General features: G+C 59.7%; 14 protein-coding genes. All 14 read right to left on the bottom strand.

Going from position 1 to position 20,067, the window contains the following annotated elements; all coding sequences use genetic code 11:
• Positions 1-19 precede the first annotated feature (19 nt).
• Complete coding sequence (locus tag ACP7E4_RS24405) at positions 20-2,986, bottom strand: DUF748 domain-containing protein (RefSeq protein ID WP_426118038.1); 2,967 nt, start codon at positions 2,984-2,986, stop codon at positions 20-22.
• Between the two features lie 108 nt (positions 2,987-3,094).
• On the bottom strand, positions 3,095-4,111 hold the full coding sequence (locus tag ACP7E4_RS24400; RefSeq protein WP_426118037.1) for a class I SAM-dependent rRNA methyltransferase: 1,017 nt from the start codon (positions 4,109-4,111) through the stop codon (positions 3,095-3,097).
• Positions 4,112-4,335: 224 nt separating this feature from the next.
• Positions 4,336-5,514 (bottom strand): acetyl-CoA C-acetyltransferase, encoded by a 1,179-nt coding sequence (locus tag ACP7E4_RS24395; protein ID WP_426118036.1) that lies wholly within the window; start codon positions 5,512-5,514, stop codon positions 4,336-4,338.
• A gap of 149 nt (positions 5,515-5,663) precedes the next feature.
• Positions 5,664-6,530, bottom strand: a complete 867-nt coding sequence (locus ACP7E4_RS24390) for an oxygenase MpaB family protein (RefSeq protein WP_426118034.1) — start codon at positions 6,528-6,530, stop codon at positions 5,664-5,666.
• A 131-nt stretch (positions 6,531-6,661) separates the two neighbouring features.
• Positions 6,662-8,599 (bottom strand): acetate--CoA ligase, encoded by a 1,938-nt coding sequence (acs, locus tag ACP7E4_RS24385; RefSeq protein ID WP_426118033.1) that lies wholly within the window; start codon positions 8,597-8,599, stop codon positions 6,662-6,664.
• A gap of 138 nt (positions 8,600-8,737) precedes the next feature.
• Complete coding sequence (gene pgi / locus ACP7E4_RS24380) at positions 8,738-10,402, bottom strand: glucose-6-phosphate isomerase (protein ID WP_426118032.1); 1,665 nt, start codon at positions 10,400-10,402, stop codon at positions 8,738-8,740.
• A 182-nt stretch (positions 10,403-10,584) separates the two neighbouring features.
• Positions 10,585-10,965, bottom strand: coding sequence for an aspartate 1-decarboxylase (gene panD / locus ACP7E4_RS24375; protein ID WP_426118031.1), 381 nt, complete (start codon positions 10,963-10,965; stop codon positions 10,585-10,587).
• A 2-nt stretch (positions 10,966-10,967) separates the two neighbouring features.
• Entirely contained in the window at positions 10,968-11,825 is an 858-nt protein-coding gene (gene panC, locus ACP7E4_RS24370) for a pantoate--beta-alanine ligase (protein ID WP_426118030.1), read from the bottom strand.
• Positions 11,822-12,622 (bottom strand): 3-methyl-2-oxobutanoate hydroxymethyltransferase, encoded by an 801-nt coding sequence (gene panB / locus ACP7E4_RS24365; protein ID WP_426118029.1) that lies wholly within the window; start codon positions 12,620-12,622, stop codon positions 11,822-11,824. Before panB ends, panC begins: the two co-directional genes overlap by 4 nt.
• 225 nt (positions 12,623-12,847) lie before the next feature.
• A complete protein-coding gene (folK, locus tag ACP7E4_RS24360) occupies positions 12,848-13,333 on the bottom strand; it encodes a 2-amino-4-hydroxy-6-hydroxymethyldihydropteridine diphosphokinase (protein ID WP_426118028.1) in 486 nt (161 codons plus the stop codon).
• A 15-nt stretch (positions 13,334-13,348) separates the two neighbouring features.
• A complete protein-coding gene (locus ACP7E4_RS24355) occupies positions 13,349-14,758 on the bottom strand; it encodes a polynucleotide adenylyltransferase PcnB (RefSeq protein ID WP_426118027.1) in 1,410 nt (469 codons plus the stop codon).
• A 716-nt stretch (positions 14,759-15,474) separates the two neighbouring features.
• On the bottom strand, positions 15,475-16,905 hold the full coding sequence (locus tag ACP7E4_RS24350; protein ID WP_426118026.1) for a sigma-54-dependent transcriptional regulator: 1,431 nt from the start codon (positions 16,903-16,905) through the stop codon (positions 15,475-15,477).
• Positions 16,906-16,927: 22 nt separating this feature from the next.
• Positions 16,928-19,882: a sensor histidine kinase gene (locus ACP7E4_RS24345; RefSeq protein ID WP_426118025.1), complete on the bottom strand. Its 2,955-nt coding sequence runs from the start codon at positions 19,880-19,882 to the stop codon at positions 16,928-16,930.
• A complete protein-coding gene (locus tag ACP7E4_RS24340) occupies positions 19,866-20,042 on the bottom strand; it encodes a hypothetical protein (RefSeq protein WP_004879930.1) in 177 nt (58 codons plus the stop codon). The genes ACP7E4_RS24345 and ACP7E4_RS24340 overlap by 17 nt, the downstream gene beginning before the upstream one ends.
• Positions 20,043-20,067: the final 25 nt, after the last annotated feature.

Below are 20,067 nucleotides of genomic sequence, written 5' to 3'. Positions count from 1 at the left end.
TGAAAGAAGTCTTCAAGAGTTACTCACTATCCAGATGCAGTGGGCTGATTACGGTGCCATTCTTCTGCGCTTCGCCCAAGGAAGCATCGACGAAATACACGCGCTCGTCCGCCAGCTTGCCTTTGTCGACCAGATAATCCTTGATGCTGCTCGCCCTCTCCTGGCCCAGTTCGCGCAGCAGGGTTTCACTGCCGCTCCAGAACTTGAGAATCTCGTCGCGCATGACCTTGGAGCGCTCTTCCTTACCCAGGTCTACCCACTGCGCCAATGGCTGTTTCTTCAGGCGCGCGCGGTAGATGCCCTCAAGCATCGGCGCTTTTTCACTGTCCGGTACTTCGACCAGCGATGCCTGAGCGGGAACTTTATCGCCCCGGCGCTGGAGGATCTTGTAATAGGTGTATTGATATTCGCGTTCCAGTCGCGCCTGGGCAATCAACGGACCGTCGGCGGTTGCCGCAGCGGTGCCTTCGATCTCAAGGCGCAAGGCCGGACGCTCCTTGAGTGCGGCTGAGAGCTTGTCCAGGGCCTTTTGCGCATCGCCGCTCAACTCACTGCCGCCCGGCGCGAACGACACGCTGCCGAGGTCCTCGGCGCCTCCGCCGCTGACCAGCCCGCCAATGAACTTGAACGGCGCGGTTGCGGCGCGCACCACCAGATTGCGCAAGGTCTGCCAGACAATTGGCATGACGCTGAATTGCGGGTTGTTCAAGTCACCGGAAACCGGCAGCTCGATGGATATCTTGCCGTCGGTATCCTTGAGCAGCGCGATCGCCAGACGAATCGGCAAATCCATCGCGTCCGGGCTGTCGACCTTTTCCCCCAGCTGCAATTGCTCGACCACCACCTTGTTCTCCGCCTGCAGCTGGCCTTTGGTGATTTTGTAATGCAGGTCAAGATTGAGTCGACCCTTGCGAATGCGATAGCCGGCAAATTTCCCGGAGTAGGGCGTAAGTGTGGTCAGTTCCACGCGCTTGAAACTTGTCGCGATATCCAGCGCAGCCATTGGGTCGAAAGGATTGAGGCTGCCCTTGATCGTCACCGGCGCGTAGCGATCCACTTTGCCGTTGATGTTGACCGTGGCCGGTTTCGATTGGCGATTGTCCAGCGTGCCGATCTGGCCATTGAGTTGCTGGATGGCGGTGGCGAAGTTGGGGGTCAGGCTGAAGTCGGCAAAGTTGGCCGAGCCGTCATTGATGTTGACTTCGCCGACACGAATGCCCAGTGGTTTTTCTTTGCTCGCGCTCGCGCTGGTCTTGGCTGTCGGGGTTTTATCGGCCGGTTGCGGGATCAGCAAATCATCGACGTTGGTGGTCCGGTCATCGTTGATCATGAACCGCGCATAGGGTTGCGCCAGGTTCACTTTGGCAATGTTGAGGCTGTCGCCGTGTTCATAATTCAGTCCTTCAAGCGTCAGCTGTTGCCACTTGAGGAAGTCCCGCTGTTTCAGCGTATCGAGCGTATGCAGCTGATCTACCTGAGCCTTGCCATTAATGCTGAACGCCAGCGGCTCGGTGTTTTTCAGGTTGACCGCCAGATCGCTGCCGAGCATGCCGCTGCGCAATTCAAGGCGGATGAACGGGCTGATGTAAGCCTGGGCGACGCGCAGGTCGATGTCCTTGGTGGTCACTTGCAGCCTGGCGCTGACCGGATTCAGGTTCACGTCGCCGGCGGCAGTGAGATTGCCTTGTTTGCCAATGCCGGTGTCCAGCTTGAGGGTGAAAGGCGATTTATTCAGGCTGTCGAAGTTCTGCACGTCCAGATTCAGCGGGCCGACATCAATTGCCACGGGCTCTTTGGGTACGCGGTCGGCGAGGTGGATTTGATAATCGCGCAGCTGCACGTCCTTGAGCAGCACCTGCCAGGGTTTGGACGCCGTTGCCGGTTTGGCAGCGGCTTGCGCTTGCGCGTCGCTTGCCGCGCCCGATTGCGGAGCCTTTTCGTCCACGGCCGGGGCCTTGGCGGCTGGCGGGGCGGTTTTGCCCGGCTGGCTGGCGAAGAGCTTTTGCCAATCCAGTTGCCCGTCGGCTTCGCGCGCGGCCCAGGTTTCGAGTTTGTTGCTGCGGATCCTGCCGACGCTGACCAATTGTCTGGCCAGATCCACCGATGTCTCGCTGACATCCAGACGCTGCAGGCGCACCAGCGGGCGGCCGTCAGGCGTATTGATCGCAAAAGGCGCGACGCTCAGGGCCAGGTTCGTCAGCTTGAGTTCGGTGTCCTTCGACAGGTTCAAGGTGTAGGCGGTACTGAAATTCAGCACGCCATCCTGCAACGCCAGCGGCAAGGCGTCGCGCACATAAGGCCACCAGACTTTCATCTTGCCGTCGGTGATTTTCAGCGTGCCTTCGGAGGTGATCGGCACCAGGCTGATGCGTCCGACCCAATCGATCTGGCCGCCTTCGGGACCCGCCGCGACCAGCGTCATGTCGGCGTTGTCTTCGGGGAGAGTGCTGAGATTCTTCAGCTCGAAGTTGAGCTTGTCGTAAAGGAATTCGATGGCTTCGCTGGGGCGCAGGTCCTGGAAATGGACAAAACCATCCGCCAGTTTGATTTGGTCAATACGCAGCGGGAACGGCTTGCCGGGCGGCTCGTCTTTCACCGGTTCGCTGGGTGGCAGCTTGAACAGCTGGGCCAGATTCAGCTTGCCCTGCTTGTCGAACAACAGCTCGGTCTTGGGTTTGACCAGCTCCACGGCCTGCAAATGCAGGGCGCGGGTCCAGAGGCTGTCGATCTGCAGGTTGGCATACAGCTTTTCGAAACCGACCTGTTCTTTACCGGGCGCGCCGATATTCAGGCCCCACAGCGTCACTTCCAGGCTGAACGGATTCAGCTCCAGACGGTCGAGCCGCGCCGGCACTGTGGAGTAATTCGCCAGTTGCTGGTTGGCGATGCGCAAAGCAACGCCGGGGAGGATGAGAAAGCCCAGTACGGTATAGAGGCCGAAGACCACCAGTAGGGCGCCAATCGCGCGTTTCAATCCTTTGTACATGTGAGGCGTCGTCTTTCTATATCGGAGGTCCTTTGAGTATGGCACGCCAATCTGGTTCCGAAGGTGACGCCTTTCGTACTTGTAGGAAGTCTCTGAGCGCTGTGTGGCTTAAAGCTGGAGGATCAACGTCTTGAGCGGCGGCTGATTGTCCATGGACGGGAAGTCCTCGGCCGGCGGCATGATCTGCCACTCACGAACCGGGCGCCCGGTCTTGGTGGCACAGCGCAGCACCTGTTCGCGCCAGTCTTCCATACTTACTTTTGCCAGATTGTTGCAGCAGATCAGCACACCATTGTCCGCCGTAGTCAGCAGCGCGGGCTTGAGCAGGCTTTGATAATCGCGCAGCAGATCGACCGTGCCAAAGGCGCTTTTCGCCCAGGCGGGCGGGTCGAGCAACACCAGATCGTACTGGCGCTGATCCAGCTTCACGTAGTCCGGCAGCTTGTGCCCGCGCCGCTGAGCGATAGGCAGCCCGGCCATTTGCCGGATTGCGGGGAAATAATCGGACTGGATGAATTCCATGCTCGGCAACTGCGGGTTGAGCGCGCCATTTTCCCGGCCGACGGCGAGATTGCCCTCGGCAAAATCCAGATTGCAGACTTCCCGTGCGCCGCCCGATGCTGCGCTCAAGCCGACGCCGCAGGTATAGGCGAACAGATTGAGCACGCTTTTGCCTGCGCTGTGCTGCTTGACCCAGCCGCGCGTGTTGCGCAAGTCGAGGAACAACAGCGGATCCTGACCGGCATGACGTCCGCGTACACGGTAATTCAGGCCCCATTCGTGGCCGATCAGATCTTGCAGTGCGGCATCTTCAGCCTGGTAAACGGCGTCGTCGCGGTCGATTCGCGAATTGCCCTGTGACCGGTCGTTGTAGACCAGCAGCGTGTGGAGGTTCAGCCGGGCGTTGACCGTCGCGTGCAGCTCCAGCAGCGCATCACGCTCAAGGCGCGTGTGAAAGCTCTGCACCAGCAATTGCGGGCCGTAACGGTCGATGGTCAGGCCGCTGGCGCCTTCCTGGCTGCCGTGGAACAGCCGATAACAGTCCGTGCCTTGTTGATGCAATCGGGTCAGCAAGGATTGGCGGTTATCGAGGGCGACGCTTAGCGCCTGAATCAAGGAAGACATGCAAAGCGCCTCGGGCTGGAATGGGCGCGGCAGTTTATCAGGTAAGTGATGCGGGGAGAGATCGCTGCCTCGCGTTGCGTCGATGGGATGGATCTGTTGGAGCGAGGCTCGTGTGGGAGCGAGCTTGCTCGCGAAGGCGTGATGTCTGACGCGAGACATTGATGAATGTACCGGCCTCTTCGCAAGCAAGCTTGCTCCCACATTGAATCGTTTCAGTCAGGTGTTTACCGCGCCAACGCCAGCGCAACCCCTTGTCCGCCGCCAATGCACAAGGTCGCCAGACCTTTCCTGGCATCGCGCTTGATCATTTCATGCAGCAGGGTCACCAGCACGCGACAGCCCGATGCGCCGATCGGGTGGCCCAGGGCAATTGCGCCGCCGTTGACATTGACCTTGGCCATGTCCCAGCCCAGTTCCTTGCCGACCGACAACGCTTGCGCCGCGAAGGCTTCGTTGGCTTCGATCAGGTCCAGCTGTTCAATGGACCAACCGGCCTTGTCCAGGCAGCGGCGGGTGGCGCTGACCGGGCCGATGCCCATGATCGCCGGGTCGACGCCCGCGTTGGCATAGGCGGCGATACGTGCCAGCACCGGCAAACCCAGTTGTTCGGCCTTGGCGGCGCTCATCAGGATCACGGCTGCGGCGCCATCGTTGAGCGATGAGGCGTTGCCCGCTGTAACGCTGCCATCTTTTTTAAAGGCGGGCTTGAGCTTGCCCAGCGATTCGGCGGTAGTGCCGGCGCGCGGTTGTTCGTCAGTGGCGAAGGCAATCGGATCGCCTTTGCGCTGAGGAATCAGGATCGGCGTGATTTCCTCGACGAAGCGCCCGCCTTCGATGGCGGCTACGGCTTTCTGCTGGGATTGCGCAGCGAAAGCATCCTGCGCTTCGCGGCTGATTTCGTACTTGTTGGCCAGGTTCTCGGCAGTGATGCCCATGTGGTAATCGTTGAATGCATCCCACAAGCCATCGCTGATCATGGTGTCCACCAGCGTGCTGTGGCCCATGCGCAATCCGGTGCGTGCGCCCGGCATGACGTAGTTGGACAGGCTCATGTTCTCCTGACCGCCCGCGATAATCACCTCGGCGTCGCCGCAACGAATCGCCTGGGTCGCCAGATGCAGGGCCTTGAGGCCCGAGCCGCAGACTTTATTGAGGGTCATGGCCGGTACCGCAAACGGCAGCCCTGCCTTGATCGCCGACTGCCGCGCGGGGTTTTGTCCGGCGCCAGCGGTGAGAACCTGGCCCATGATCACTTCATCGACTTGCGCGCCATCAAGGCCGGTCTGCGCCAACAACTGGCGAATGACGGCCGCGCCCAGATCGACAGCGGAAACATTTGCCAGAGAACCCTGGAAACTTCCGACAGCGGTACGAGTGGCGGCAACGATAACGACGTCTTGCATGGCGCGGATCCTCACTTTTGTTAGGGTTTTACGTCGGGAATGATGCGGCGGTCCCGAGTCGTTGTGATGAAGAGGTCCATGTTGTCACACAAATGGCGGGCGCTTCCAACCGAGAACCGACCAGTATCCGTTTTCGTTTGCCGTTTCGCTTACTGGCCCATGCGTCGCCGGGCGCGATGAATCGAGCCGTTGCGCACCGCCCAGCGCAACACCGGAGCGCTGCGTTTGACGGCAGCGCGGATCATCTTGCGCTGCAAGGGGGACTGATGCAGATCGAGCATCGCGCTGGCCCAGTCAGGCAGCAATTCAATGCCTGCCTGCATCATCAACGAGCCCATGGGTTTGGCCATCGCGCTCGGTGCGGGCGCCGCCAGCAGCAGACGCAAGACTTCCCGGCTGCGCTCGTCGCACATCAATTGCGGACGGATGCCTGCAAGATAGTCGGCGATTTCCTGCGACGAACGCGGCACATTCCGCGCACCAAGCCGTTCGGCGATCAGTGCCGTTTCGTTGTAGTACCGGTCCTGATCCGCGAGGGAAAGCTCCGGATTCAGATAGCGCAAATGCGCGGCGAGAAAATTGCTGACCTCGGCGACATGCACCCAGGTCAGCAAATCGGGGTCGCTGGCGGCATAAGGTCGGCCATCGGGCGCGGAACCGGTCACCTGCAGATGAATCGTGCGCACCTTGTCGATCAGCCAGTTGGCGTCCTGAGTGGAGCCAAAGGTGGTGCCGGAGATGAATTGCCCGGTGCGCCGCAAGCGGCCGAGCATGTCCTGGCGAAAGTTGGAGTGATCCCAGACACCGGCCAGGGCGAGCGGATGCAGCGCCTGCAACATCAGGGCGCTGATGCCGCCGATCAACATGCTGGGAAAGTCACCGTGGACTTGCCAGCAGATGGCCTCTGGCCCGAACAAACCGGGATCGCCCTTGGGGTTTTCCAGATCCAGTTGGCCGAGTGACAGCCCGGTGAGGCTCATGACTTGGGTTTCAATACGACTTCGGATGAATTCCATGGGCTCTCATGAACAAAACATAACCACTTGAATTGACGCGTAATCCCGTAGGAGCGGCTTCAGCCGCGAGGTTGCTCTCCCGGCTGAAGCCGCTCCTACTGAACCTATGCGAGGACCATGCCCTGCTCCGCTCAACGATTCAAGCGTTTGTCGATCAGCCCTTCTACCACGCTCGGGTCGGCGAGGGTGGAGGTGTCGCCCAAAGTGTCCAGTTCATTGCAGGCAATCTTGCGCAGAATGCGCCTCATGATTTTTCCCGAGCGTGTCTTGGGCAGGGCGGGCGCCCATTGGATCAGCTCGGGTTTGGCAAAACTGCCGATTTCCGAACTGACGTGAGCGAGCAGTTCTTTGCGCAACTCCTCGCTGGGTTCGACACCATTCATTGGCGTGACAAAGGCGTAGATGCCCATGCCTTTGACGTCGTGTGGATAACCGACGACGGCGGCCTCGGCAATACTGTCGTGCAGTACCAGCGCACTTTCGATTTCGGCGGTTCCGATCCGATGGCCTGAAACGTTGATGACGTCATCCACGCGCCCGGTGATCCAGTAATCGCCGTCTTCGTCGCGCCGCGCGCCGTCCCCAGTGAAGTAATAACCGGGATATGGCTTGAAATAGGTATCGATCATGCGCTGCTTGTCGCCATACACGCTGCGAATCTGCCCCGGCCAACTGGCCTTGATCGCCAACAGGCCGCTGGCCGCGCCGTGGATTTCCTGACCCTTGTCGTCGAGCAACACCGGTTGCACGCCGAACATCGGCTGCGTGGCGCAGCCTGGTTTGATCCGGCTGGTGCTGATCAGCGGGGTGAGCAGAATGCCGCCGGTCTCGGTCTGCCACCAGGTATCGACAATCGGGCAGCGCTCTTTGCCTACGTGATGGAAATACCATTCCCACGCTTCCGGGTTGATTGGCTCACCGACGCTGCCGAGCAAACGCAGGCTTTCCCGGGATGTGTCCTGCAAGGGGGCGAGCCCTTCGCGCATCAAGGCGCGCAGCGCAGTGGGCGCTGTATAGAAAATATTCACCTGATGCTTGTCGATCACTTGCCAGAAGCGCGAGCTGTCCGGGTAACTGGGCACGCCTTCGAATATCAAGGTCGTCGCGCCGTTCGCCAGCGGGCCATAGACGATGTAACTGTGGCCGGTCACCCAGCCGACATCCGCCGTACACCAGAAGACTTCGCCGTCGCGGTAATCGAAGACGTATTTATGGGTCATCGCCACCTGTAGCAAATAGCCGCCGGTGGTGTGCAGGACGCCTTTGGGTTTGCCGGTGCTGCCAGAGGTGTAGAGGATGAACAGCGGATCTTCGGCGTCCATCGGTTCTGGCGGGCAGTCATCGCTCATGCTGCGCACGGCTTCGTGATACCAGATATCCCGGTCCGGCACCCAATCCACATCGCCTTCAGTGCGTTGCACCACCAGCACCGTGCTGACGTTCGGGCAACTTTGCAGTGCCTTGTCGACATTCTGTTTGAGCGCCACATATTTGCCGCCGCGCACGCCTTCGTCAGCGGTAATCACCATGCGGCAGTCGGCATCGAGAATCCGGTCACGCAGGGCATCCGGCGAAAAACCACCGAAAACCACCGAATGCACCGCACCGATTCGCGTGCAGGCAAGCATGGCGTAGGCCGCTTCGGGGATCATCGGCATGTAGATGCACACCCGATCACCTTTTTTTACGCTACGACTTTTCAGCACGTTGGCCAGGCGGGCGACGTTGTGATGAAGTTTTTTGTAGGTTATTTCAGCGGATTCAGAAGGATTGTCGCCTTCCCAGATAATGGCTATCTGCTCGCCGCGCTGCTGGAGATGCCGATCGATGCAGTTGTAGCTGACATTGAGTTTTCCTCCGGCGAACCACTGGGCTTCGCCGGTCGTCAGATCGGCATGCTGGACGTCAGTCCACGGTGCAGACCAATCGAGAAATAGTCTGGCTTGTTCGGCCCAGAACAGGTCGGGTTGTTCTACCGATTCGCGGTACATGCGCTGATAATCGGCGGCGCTCAGCTGCGCGGCCTGGCGCACGGCATCGGCCTTGGGATATCTGCTGATATCGAACATGACGGTTCCTTATTCTTGTGGAGGTCACCACGCAGTGTAGTGCGTCGGGGTTGGGTGGGTTCAATCTACGCCCAGAAACGCAAAAACCCGCCGTCTCTGGCGAGAGCGGCGGGTTTGGGTGTTGCGTTGAGCGCAGGATCAGCCGCGGTGACGACCACGGAAATAATTGATCAGGCCCTGGGTCGACGCGTCGTCAGCCGGCTCGTCGGTGCCGCCGGTCAGGCGCTGGTAAACCGCCTTGCCCATTTCCTTGCCCAGCTCCACGCCCCACTGATCGAAGGCGTTGGTGCCCCAGATTACGCTTTGCACGAAGACCTTGTGTTCGTACATCGCCACCAGTGCGCCGAGGCGACGGGGGCTGATGCGTTCGAGCACCAGGGTGTTGCTCGGACGGTTGCCGGGGATGACCTTGTGCGGCGCAAGCTTCTGCACGTCGCCTTCAGCCATGCCCTTGTCGCGCAGCTCAGCTTCGGCTTCGCTGCGGGTCTTGCCCATCATCAACGCCTGGCTCTGCGACAGGCAGTTGGCGTACAGCCACTGGTGGTGATCGGCAACGGGGTTGAAGCTGACAATCGGTACGATGAAGTCAGCCGGAATCATCTGCGTGCCTTGGTGCAACAACTGGTGATAGGCATGCTGACCGTTGGCGCCAACGCCGCCCCAGATGACCGGGCCGGTGTCGGTGGAAACCGGCGTGCCGTCCTGGCGCACGCTCTTGCCGTTGGATTCCATATCCAGCTGCTGCAAGTGCTTGGTGATGTTACGCAGGTAGTGATCGTAAGGCAGGATCGCGTGGCTTTGCGCGCCCCAGAAGTTGCCGTACCAGACGCCCAGCAACGCCAGCAGCACCGGCATGTTCTGTTCGAACGACGAGGTCAGGAAGTGTTGGTCCATCGAATACGCGCCGGACAACAGTTCCTTGAAGTTGGACATGCCGATGGCCAGCGCGATGGGCAGGCCGATAGCCGACCACAGCGAATAACGACCGCCGACCCAGTCCCACATCGGGAAGATGTTCTCTTCACGGATACCGAATGCCACGGCCGCGGCATTGTTGCTCGATACAGCGATGAAGTGACGATACAGCTCGGCCTCGGAACCGCCTTGCGCCAGATACCAGGCACGGGCAGCCGTAGCGTTCTTGAGGGTTTCCAGCGTGGTGAAGGTCTTCGACGAAACGATGAACAGCGTTGTTTCAGCACGCAGTTTCAAGGTCAGTTCGTGGAACTCACTGCCGTCGATGTTCGCCAGGTAATGACAGCGAACGCCTTTCTGCGCGTAGGACAACAATGCTTCGGACACCAGTTCCGGACCGAGGAACGAACCACCGATGCCAATGTTCACCACGTCGGTGATTGGCTTCTCGGTATAGCCGCGCCACAGACCGTCGTGAATGCGGCCGACCAGATCAGTCATCTGGTTGAGCACTTTGTGGACTTCGGGCATCACGTTGACGCCGTTGACCTGCAACTTGTCGCCCACCGGACGGCGCAGCGCGGTATGCAGCGCCGGGCGGCCTTCGGAGGCGTTGACCAGCTCGCCATCGTATTGCGCCTTGATGGCTTCCTTGAGGCCAACTTCATTGGCCAGGCTTACCAGCAAGTCGCGGGTTTCACTGGTGATCAGGTTTTTCGAGTAATCGAGAAACAAACCACAACTGCTCAAGGTGAATTCGCTGAAACGCTGCGGGTTTTCGTTGAACGCTTCGCGCATGCTGAAATCCTGCATGGCTTCGCGGTGTTGATTGAGTGCCTGCCAAGCGGGCAGGCTGGTCACATCGGAAGGGGTGCGGTAGTACGCCATCGCTGCGGGTTTCCTTGTACTTGGAACTGGCTTTGGACCTTAAAAGCGAGCGGGATCAGACAGGTTTTACGGCCTTGGAGACTAATACCTGTGCGCCTGTTTGTCTGCGCTTCGCTTTACCTGGGCTCGGTACTTTTTCACACAACATCGTCCGGGCATTAAACATGTTCGGGGCTGGTTCGTCAGGCCACCTGTACCGGTATGGCATTGCTGGTGTGGCTAAGTTCATTACCGGGAGCCATGTACAGCATTCGCGGCTTGAAATGCTCAAGCTCGGCCTCGGTGTACTGAGCATAGGCGCAGATGATCACACGATCACCGACTTTCGCTTTATGAGCGGCGGCGCCGTTGACGGAAATCATCCGCGAGCCTGCTTCGCCTCGAATGGCATAGGTCGTAAAACGCTCGCCGTTGTCCAGGTTATAGATCTGGATTTGTTCGTACTCGCGAATCCCGGACAGGTCCAGCCATTCGCCATCGATCGCACATGAGCCTTCATAGTCGAGCACTGCGTGAGTGACTTCGGCACGGTGCAGCTTGGCTTTCAGCATGATGCTTTGCATGGTTATGCAGCTTCCCGGTTCAGGTGCAGGTTATCGATCAGGCGCGTCTTGCCCAGGTAAACCGCCGCCAGAATGACCAGGTCACTGTGCTCGGCAGTCGCCGGACGCAGGCTGGTGGCTTCGCGAACTTCCAGATAGTCGATACGCAAACCCGCTGCTTCGAGCTGGCGCTTGCCAGTGTTGAGCAGCGTACTGAAGTCCTGCTCGCCGTTGCTGATCGCGTCGCCAATCTGGCAGATCACCCGGTACAGCTCGGGCGCAATAGCGCGCTGTTCTTCGCTGAGATAGCCGTTGCGCGAGGACAGCGCCAGACCGTCCGCCGCCCGAACCGTGGGCTCGCCGATGATCTGGATCGGCATGTTCAGGTCGCGGACCAGCGCCCGGATCACTGCCAGTTGCTGGAAATCTTTCTCGCCGAACACGGCCAGATCCGGCTGGACCATGTTGAACAGTTTGCTGACCACCGTGGCGACGCCGTCGAAGTGTCCCGGACGGCTGGCGCCGCACAAACCTTCGGACAGACTCGGTACGCTGACGATGGTCTGGTCGGCCATGCCGTGGGGATACATCTCTTCAACCGTTGGCGTGAACAGCAGATGGCAGCCGGCCTGGAGCAGTTTCTCCTGATCCGCTGCCAAAGTGCGCGGGTAAGTGGCCAGGTCTTCGTTGGGGCCGAACTGCAACGGGTTGACGAAAATGGTGGCGACCACGAAGTCCGCGCGTTGCGCAGCCTTGGTAATCAGCGCCGCATGGCCGCTGTGCAGATTGCCCATGGTGGGCGCCAGGCCGATTCGCTTGCCTTCACTGCGCGCACGTGCGACAGCCGCGCGTAATTCGCGCACGGTTTTTACGGTGATCATGCTGAAAATCCGTGTTCAGTTGCCGGGAAGCTGACGTCTTTGACTGCCGCAACGTAGGCCTGCAATGCCGATTGAATGTCGGGCTGACCGATCATGAAATTCTTCACGAACTTGGGTACACGACCGGTTATGGCCAGTCCCAGCATGTCGTGCAGGACCAGCACCTGACCGTCAGTGGCGCTGCCCGCGCCGATGCCGATGACCGGAATCTTCACCGCATGGCTGATTTCCTCGGCCAGCTCGGAAGGCACGCATTCCAGCAGCAGCATCGCCGCGCCAGCCTGCTCAAGCGTAATGGCATCGGCCCGCATTTGCCGCGCCTGGGTTTCCGCCCGGCCTTGCACCTTGTAACCGCCCAGCACATTCACCGCTTGCGGCGTGAGGCCCATGTGGGCGCAAACCGGAACGCCACGGTCGGACAGCAGCCGAATCGACTCCGCCAGCCAGGCCGCGCCTTCGATCTTGAGCATGTGCGCACCGGCCTGCATCAGCGCTGCGCTGTTGGCGAAGGTTTGATCGAGGGTTGCGTAGGACATGAACGGCAGGTCAGCCATGATCAGCGCGCCCTGATTGCCGCGTTTGACGCAGGCCACGTGATAGGCCATCTCGGCGGTGGTAACCGGCAACGTGCTGTCATGACCTTGCAGGACCATGCCCAGCGAATCGCCGACCAGCAGCACTTCTACGCCGGCCTGGCTTGCAGCATGGGCAAAGGTCGCGTCGTAGCAGGTCAGCATGGTGATTTTCTCACCCTTTTGTTTCAGGCCCAGCAACGACGTAACAGTGATATCTGGCATGGAAAAGTCCTCGATCAGGCGCTGTGAACACTACGGCGAGCAACGCGTGAGTTTCATCCTGGAAAAGCAGGTACACCGTCGTTTTTGCGGTGTTTACCGAGTCCTGCTTGCGCCCATGGGCCAGCGAACAGGCTGGCGGGGACGCCTATCTTCGTGAGGAGGGGACGTGAAGTCAATTGCCCGTGTTACCGCATGCCACCCGGTTACAGCGGACCTGTTACCGGGTCAGGTGCGGGCGGGCAGGCGCTCAAGTCCTTCGAAGGGACAATCGGCGAGCATTTGCCTCAGGGAGCGGCCGTCCGGCAGCTGCAAATCAGGGGCAAGCTCGGCCAGCGGGTAGAGCACGAAGGCCCTGGCGTGCATGTGATAGTGCGGCACTTTGAGGCGCGCTTCGTCGATGAGGCGCTCACCGAACAAGAGAATGTCGAGGTCCAGCGTGCGCGGTCCCCAGCGCTCATGACGTTCGCGGCCCTGGTCGAGTTCGATGGCTTGCAGCCGGTCGAGCAGTTCCAGCGGTGTCAGTCCGGTATCCAGCGCGGCAACCGCATTGGTGAAGCGCGGCTGGCCAGCAAGCAGGGAATCGCTGATGTACAAGGCTGAAACGCCGATCCACTGGCTGTGCGGCAACTGCGTCAATGCTTTGATTGCGCTGCGCAATTGCTCGGCGGGATCGGCCAGGTTGCTGCCCATGCCTATATAGACGCGTTCCATGTCAGCAACCCTGGATCATTCGCCGGAAGCATTCGGCGCGTCGCCAGCGGCGCGTTTGCGCTTGGCACCACTGGTGCGCCGACGTTTGCGCGGCGGCGCGCCGGTGGCGTCAGGCTTGCCGCTCAAGTCGCGAATCATCTCGCGGCGTTCGCTGTCGTTGCACTCCTGATACTCGGTCCACCATTCGCCCAGGCCATCCGTCTCTTCGCCGGCGCTTTCGCGCAGCAGCAGGAAGTCGTAACCGGCGCGGAACCGTGGATTGTCGAGCAGCATGTCGGCACGCTTGCCGGAGCGACGCGGCAGACGTTCCTGCATGTCCCAGATCTCACGGATCGGCATGGTGAAGCGCTTCGGAATAGCGATGCGCTGGCACTGCTCGATGATCAACTCTTGCGCCGCTTCGTTCATGGCCGGAATTGGCGGCATGCCGCGTTCCTGCAGGCGCAGCACCTTGGCGGGCAAGGCTGGCCAGAGCAGGGCAGCAAACAGGAACGCCGGGGTGACCGGCTTGTTCTGTTTGATGCGCAGGTCGGTATTGGCCAGGGCTTCGCTGATCAGCGTGTGGGTGTAGGTCGGATTGTATTCCAGGGCCCTGGAGCTGGCCGGGAACAGCGGCTCGAACAGTTCCAGATCGACCAGCATTTCGAAGGTCGATGCGGCGTAACCGGACATGAACAGCTTGAGCACTTCTTCGAACAGACGCGCCGAGGGGATATCGCGCAGCATCGGCGCCAACGGCCGGATCGGCGTGGCACTGTGTTTTTCAATGCCGAAATCCAGCTTGGCGGCGAAACGCACGGCACGCAGCATGCGCACCGGGTCTTCTTTATAGCGCTGCTGCGGATCGCCGATCAGGCGGATCAGGCGGTTGCGGATGTCGTGGACGCCGTTGGCGTAATCGAGCACGCGCTCGGAAACCGGATCGTAATACAGGGCATTGATCGTGAAGTCGCGACGCTGGGCGTCCTCTTCAAGCGTGCCGTAAACGTTGTCGCGCAGAATCCGGCCGCTCTCGTTACGCGAAGACTGGTTGCTGTCTTCATCCTCATCATCCACCGGATGATTGGCGCGGAAGGTAGCGACTTCGATGATTTCGCGGCCGAAGTGAATATGAACCAGCTTGAAGCGCCGGCCGATGATTCGGGCATTGCGAAATTCAGCGCGAACCTGTTCCGGCGTGGCGCTGGTGGCGACGTCGAAATCCTTGGGTTCGATATGCAGCATCAGGTCCCGCACGCAGCCACCGACCAGATAAGCCTGGTAGCCAGCGTTTTGCAGGCGCTCGACAATACTGACCGCGTAGCGGCTGAACTGGCTGCGTTGCAGCGAGTGTTGGCTGCTGTTGAGCACTTCAGGTGTGCTGCGGATGTGTTGCTGCGGTTTACGCAGTGGGGAACGGAGAGACTGGAACAGCTTCTTCAGCATGGGATGCACTGTTTGAAGGAATATTCGGCCAAAAACGAAGAATGACCGCATGATGGGCGGGGATTCTAGCATTTAGTCGGGGGATGGTGTAGGAAGCTGCGCGACAGGCTTACAAGAAGGGGGTGAACGGTTTTGTTACGCAAGCTACTGGGGGAGCCGAAGCTCCCCCAAAGTGTGTGCTCTTATTTTTATTGTCTGTTCGGGCTTTTTGTTTTTGTTAAGTGCCCATTCACGAGACTTTTGGTCTGTGAACCCTCCCAATCGGGAGTCAAGAGCAAACGGATTGCTTTGGTCGCTGCGTTGCAATGATCATTCGATCCAACCAGTTCAGGCGCTACCTTGGGGTAGTTTTTGTTGTTCTCAGCCTGATCGTGGGGCAAGCCCCAAATACAACTCCTCTCCAAAAGAATCAGTTAGCTGCGCCTCCGCCGTGTTGTTCTTGTTATGCGTGAGTCGATTCGTATTGTTTTTATTGTGGGTTTTGCTACTGCGAGTTTTTGTTGTTCTTGTACTGGTAGATATTGCAGAACCTGTGCCAACTTTTAGAAACCCTTTAAAAACGGGCTTTCTGGCGCTGGGGTGGCTTTCTAATGGCATAAAAAAGCCGGGACTTCGTTACCGTAAGACCCGGCTTTTGTTACGTTGGGATTGCTGAGGTAACACCTTAAACCCAAGGCGCGCACGCTCGGGCTAGAGCCTTGCGCGGCCTTGCTGTATCAGGTTTCGCTGGCCACACCTTTGCGACGCGGAATGCCCAGGCGCTGACGACGCTCCCACAGACACTTGCGGCTGACGCCCAGCTTGCGTGCCAGCTCGGTTTCAGTCATGTGATCCTGATGTTCCAGGACGAAATGCTGGAAGTAATCCTCAAGGGACAAATCTTCGGTCGGCTCGTGGCTGGTGGAGCTGGAAGCATTGTGCTGAGCGGGCAGGCCGATGAAATCCTGGTCGTCCAGGTCGCTCAATTCGATGTCGATGCCCAGCAACTCGGCGGAAATTTCCGGGCTTTCGCACAGGATGACCGCGCGTTCTACCGCGTTTTCCAGCTCGCGCACGTTGCCTGGCCACGTGTAGTGACGAATTGCTTGTTCGGCGTCCGGCGCAAATTTCAGGTCGGTGCGACCGACCTTGGCGCTTTGTCTGGCAAGAAAGGAGCGGGCAATGTCGATGACATCGGCGCCACGTTCACGCAGGGCCGGCAGTTTCAGTGCGATCACGTGCAGGCGGTAATAAAGGTCTTCGCGGAACTGGCCGACCTTGGCCAGGCTTTTCAGGTCGCGGTGCGTCGCAGCGATCAGGCGCACATCGACTTTTTGCGACTGGACCGAACCAACCCGGCGAATTTCGCCTTCCTGAAGCACGCGCAGCAATCGCGCCTGGGCTTCGAGGGGCAGCTCGCCAATTTCATCGAGGAACAAGGTGCCGCCGTCGGCAGCTTCGACCAGACCGGCACGACCTGCGCTGGCCCCGGTAAAGGCGCCTTTTTCGTGGCCGAACAGTTCGGACTCGATCAAGGTTTCCGGAATCGCTGCGCAGTTCACCGAGATCATTGGCGCCTTGGCGCGGCGGGAAAGATTATGCAGCGCACGCGCCACCAATTCTTTACCGGTGCCCGATTCACCCTGGATCAACACATTGGAATCGGTCGGCGCGACCTTGCGAATCTTGCTGTAAAGATCCTGCATCGGCGCGCAAGAACCGATGATGCCGATTTCGCCATTGCTGTTGTCGACTACGCCTTTTTCCAGACCGTTGGCCTTGGCCATGCTGCGATCGGCCTGGATGCTTTGCACGGTCTGGCGGTCGCGCAGAATCCGCGCCACGGCCTGGAGCATTTCATCGTGGTCGAACGGTTTGGCGATGTAATCGACGGCGCCCATTTTCATGGAGTCCACGGCCGAGCGCAGGCTGGCGTAGCTGGTCATGATCAGCACGGGCTTGCCTTCACCCAGCTTGATCAGCTCGGTGCCGGGCGCGCCGGGTAAACGCAAATCACTGACGATCAGATCAAACGACGGGATGCTGAATCGTTCCTGGGCTTCCTGCACCGAACCCGCTTCGCTGACCTGGTACTGGTTACGTTCCAGCAGGCGACGCAGGGCCGAGCGGATGATGGTTTCGTCTTCGACGATCAGAATATGCGGCATTGATTCGGTTCTCTCGACGGTCTCAGTTCACAGCGGACGTCGCTTCGACATGTCGCGGCAATGTCACCCGAATACGGGTACCGCGCTGGTGCTCGGGGTCGGCCGGGCTGTCGATGGTGATCTGTCCATAATGCTCTTCAACGATGGAATAGACCAGTGCGAGGCCCAGTCCGGTACCTTCACCTGGATCCTTGGTGGTGAAGAAGGGTTCGAACAATCGATCCATGATTGCTTTCGGAATGCCACTGCCTTCGTCTTCCACAATCAGGTCGACAGTGTGTTCGGAAACTTCGCTCCTGACCCGCACCGCACTGCCCGCAGGCGAGGCGTCGCGGGCATTGGAGAGCAGATTGATGAGCACCTGGGCCAACCGTTGCGGGTCGCCATCGACCCAGTGGTCGGGGTCGCACAGGTTATAGAAATGCACTTCGAAGTTGCGTCGGTTCAGTGCAAGCAGACCGATGGCATCCTGCGCCACCTCTGCCAGACACACCGCTTCGTCGGTATGTTGATGGCCGCCGGCGTGGGCGAAGCTCATCAGCGACTGGACGATGCGTGAAACGCGCTTGGTCTGTTCCAGAATCTGGCTGCTGATTTCGGTCAGTTCGCCATCGTCCTCGCGCTCTTCGCGCAGGTTCTGCGCCAGACAAGCGATGCCGGTGATCGGGTTGCCAATCTCGTGCGCGACGCCAGCGGCCAGACGACCGATGCTGGCCAGACGCTCGGAGTGGACCAGTTTGTCTTCGAGCATCTGCGTGTCGGTCAAATCCTCGACCAGCAATACCAGGCCACTGTTGCCTGGGGCCAGGGGTTCGTCGATAGCGGCTTTGTGCAGATTGAGCCAGCGGGTCTGGCCATCGAGTGCCAGACGCTGCTTGTGCAAGTGTTCGTCGGGGATATTGATGAACCCCAACAGCAACTCTTTCCAGGGTTCAGTGATGGTCTCAAGCCGCGAGCCGACCACGCGCTGGGCGCCGATGCCAGTCAGTTCTTCCATGGCCTTGTTCCACATCAGGATCTCTTGATCCTTGGCCAGCGAGCACACGCCCATGGGCAGCTCTTGCAACGTCTGCCGGTGATAGCGGCGCAGGGCGTCGAGTTCCGCAGCCAGCCCGGTCAGGCGCGAGTGGTAGTCCTCAAGGCGGCTTTCAATAAAGTGGATATCTTCGGTGACGTAGTTTTCGCCACCGGATTTGTACGGCAGGAAGGTCTCGACCATGTCCTGAGCCACGCTGGGGCCCATCAAGCCCGACAGGTTGGCTTCGATGCGGTCGCGCAAACGCCGCAACGCGTAGGGACGACGCTCGTCAAACGGCAAGTAAAGATCGCGCAGCGCCTGCTCGACTTCTTTTTGCGCGGCCTTGGCCCCCAGCGGCTTGGCCAGTTGCGTGGCGAATTCCTGCGGCGAGGCGGCGTGCAGTTCGCGCCGTTGCGGGCGGCGCACGTTGTCCACTGCGCAGGCTTCGGCGGCGCTGGCTTCTTCCGGGCTGGGATTGCTGAACAGGGAAATCAGGGTGAATAACAATACATTGGCGGCCAGCGAGGCGATTGCCGCCATGTGCCAGCTGGTATCGTCCAGGACATAGATCATGTTCAGCAGCGGGATATAAAAACCCTGGAAGTCGCCGATCAACGGCAACAGCATGCTGACCATCCACACCGTGATGCCGGCCAGCAAACCGGCGATAAAGCCGCGACGATTGGCTGCCGGCCAATACAGGACCGAAAGCACTCCCGGCAGGAATTGCAGGGTTGCCACGAACGCGACGATGCCCAGATTGGCCAGATCCTGTTGCGCGCCGAGCAATAGATAGAAGCCGTAGCCGGCCATGATGATCGCGACGATCAGGCCGCGCCGGGTCCACTTCAGCCAACGGTAGATATTGCCTTCGGCGGGCGGCTGATAAAGCGGCAGCACCAGATGGTTCAAGGCCATGCCCGACAGCGCCAGGGTGGTGACGATGATCAGTCCGCTGGCCGCTGACAGTCCGCCTACATAAGCGAGTAGGGCCAGCGCCTTGCTGTTGACCGCAATGCCGATGCCCAGCGTGAAGTATTCCGGGCTGGTGGTGGCGCCGAGCTTGAGACCGGCCCAGAGAATCAACGGCACCGCCAGGCTCATCAGCAGCAGGAACAGCGGCAGGCCCCAACTGGCGCTGACCAGCGAGCGCGGGCTGAGATTTTCGGTAAACGTCATGTGGTACATGTGCGGCATGACGATGGCCGAGGCGAAGAACACCAACAGCAAGGTGCGCCATGGTCCTTCCTGCAGCGGCGTATGCAGCGCGGCGAGCGCGCTCTGGTTCTGCAACAGCCATTGCTCAAGCGCTTGCGGGCCATCAAACACGCCATACAACGCGTACAGGCCGATGCCGCCAATGGCGATGAGCTTGATGACTGACTCAAAGGCAATCGCGAACACCAGACCTTCGTGTTTCTCCCGGGTGGCGATGTGGCGCGAGCCGAAGAAAATCGTGAACAGGGTAATCAGCGCGCAAAAGGCCAGGGCGACGCGATTCTGCACCGGCTCGCGGGTAAGGATGCCAATGGAATCGGCCACCGCCTGGATCTGCAGCGCCAGCAGTGGCAGTACGCCGATCAGCATGAAAATCGTGGTCAGCGCGCCCGCCCAGGTGCTGCGGAAGCGGAACGCAAACAGATCGGCCAGCGATGAAAGCTGATAGGTGCGGGTGATTTTCAGGATCGGATACAGCAATACCGGCGCCAGCAGGAACGCTCCGGAAACCCCGAGATAACTGGAAAGAAATCCGTAGCCGTACTGATAGGCCAGGCCGACCGTTCCGTAGAACGCCCAGGCACTGGCGTATACGCCCAGCGACAAGGTGTAGGTCAGCGGGTGGCGGATGATCCAGCGGGGAATGACGCCGCGCTCGCTGATCCATGCCACGCCGAACAGCACTAATAAATAGGCGGCGCTGACCAGAATCATCTGGGTCAGGCTAAAGCTCATCGGCATCTCGTTGGCTCTGGAGAATGAAGGTGACCACGATCAGGATCAGCCACAGCAGATACGGGCGATACCAGGCGCCGGTCGCATCTATCCACCAATCCATGATGGCCGGAGAGAACAGATAAATGCCTACCACCAGCAACAGGACCAATCGGTAAATATACATTTGGCCTCCTTCGCGATTCGTTCGC

The sequence above is a fragment of the Pseudomonas sp. DSP3-2-3 genome (assembly GCF_049898225.1).
Taxonomy (GTDB): domain Bacteria; phylum Pseudomonadota; class Gammaproteobacteria; order Pseudomonadales; family Pseudomonadaceae; genus Aquipseudomonas.
The sequence above is the reverse complement of the archived record's forward strand: the minus strand, read 5'-3'. Positions and strand labels throughout refer to the sequence as shown.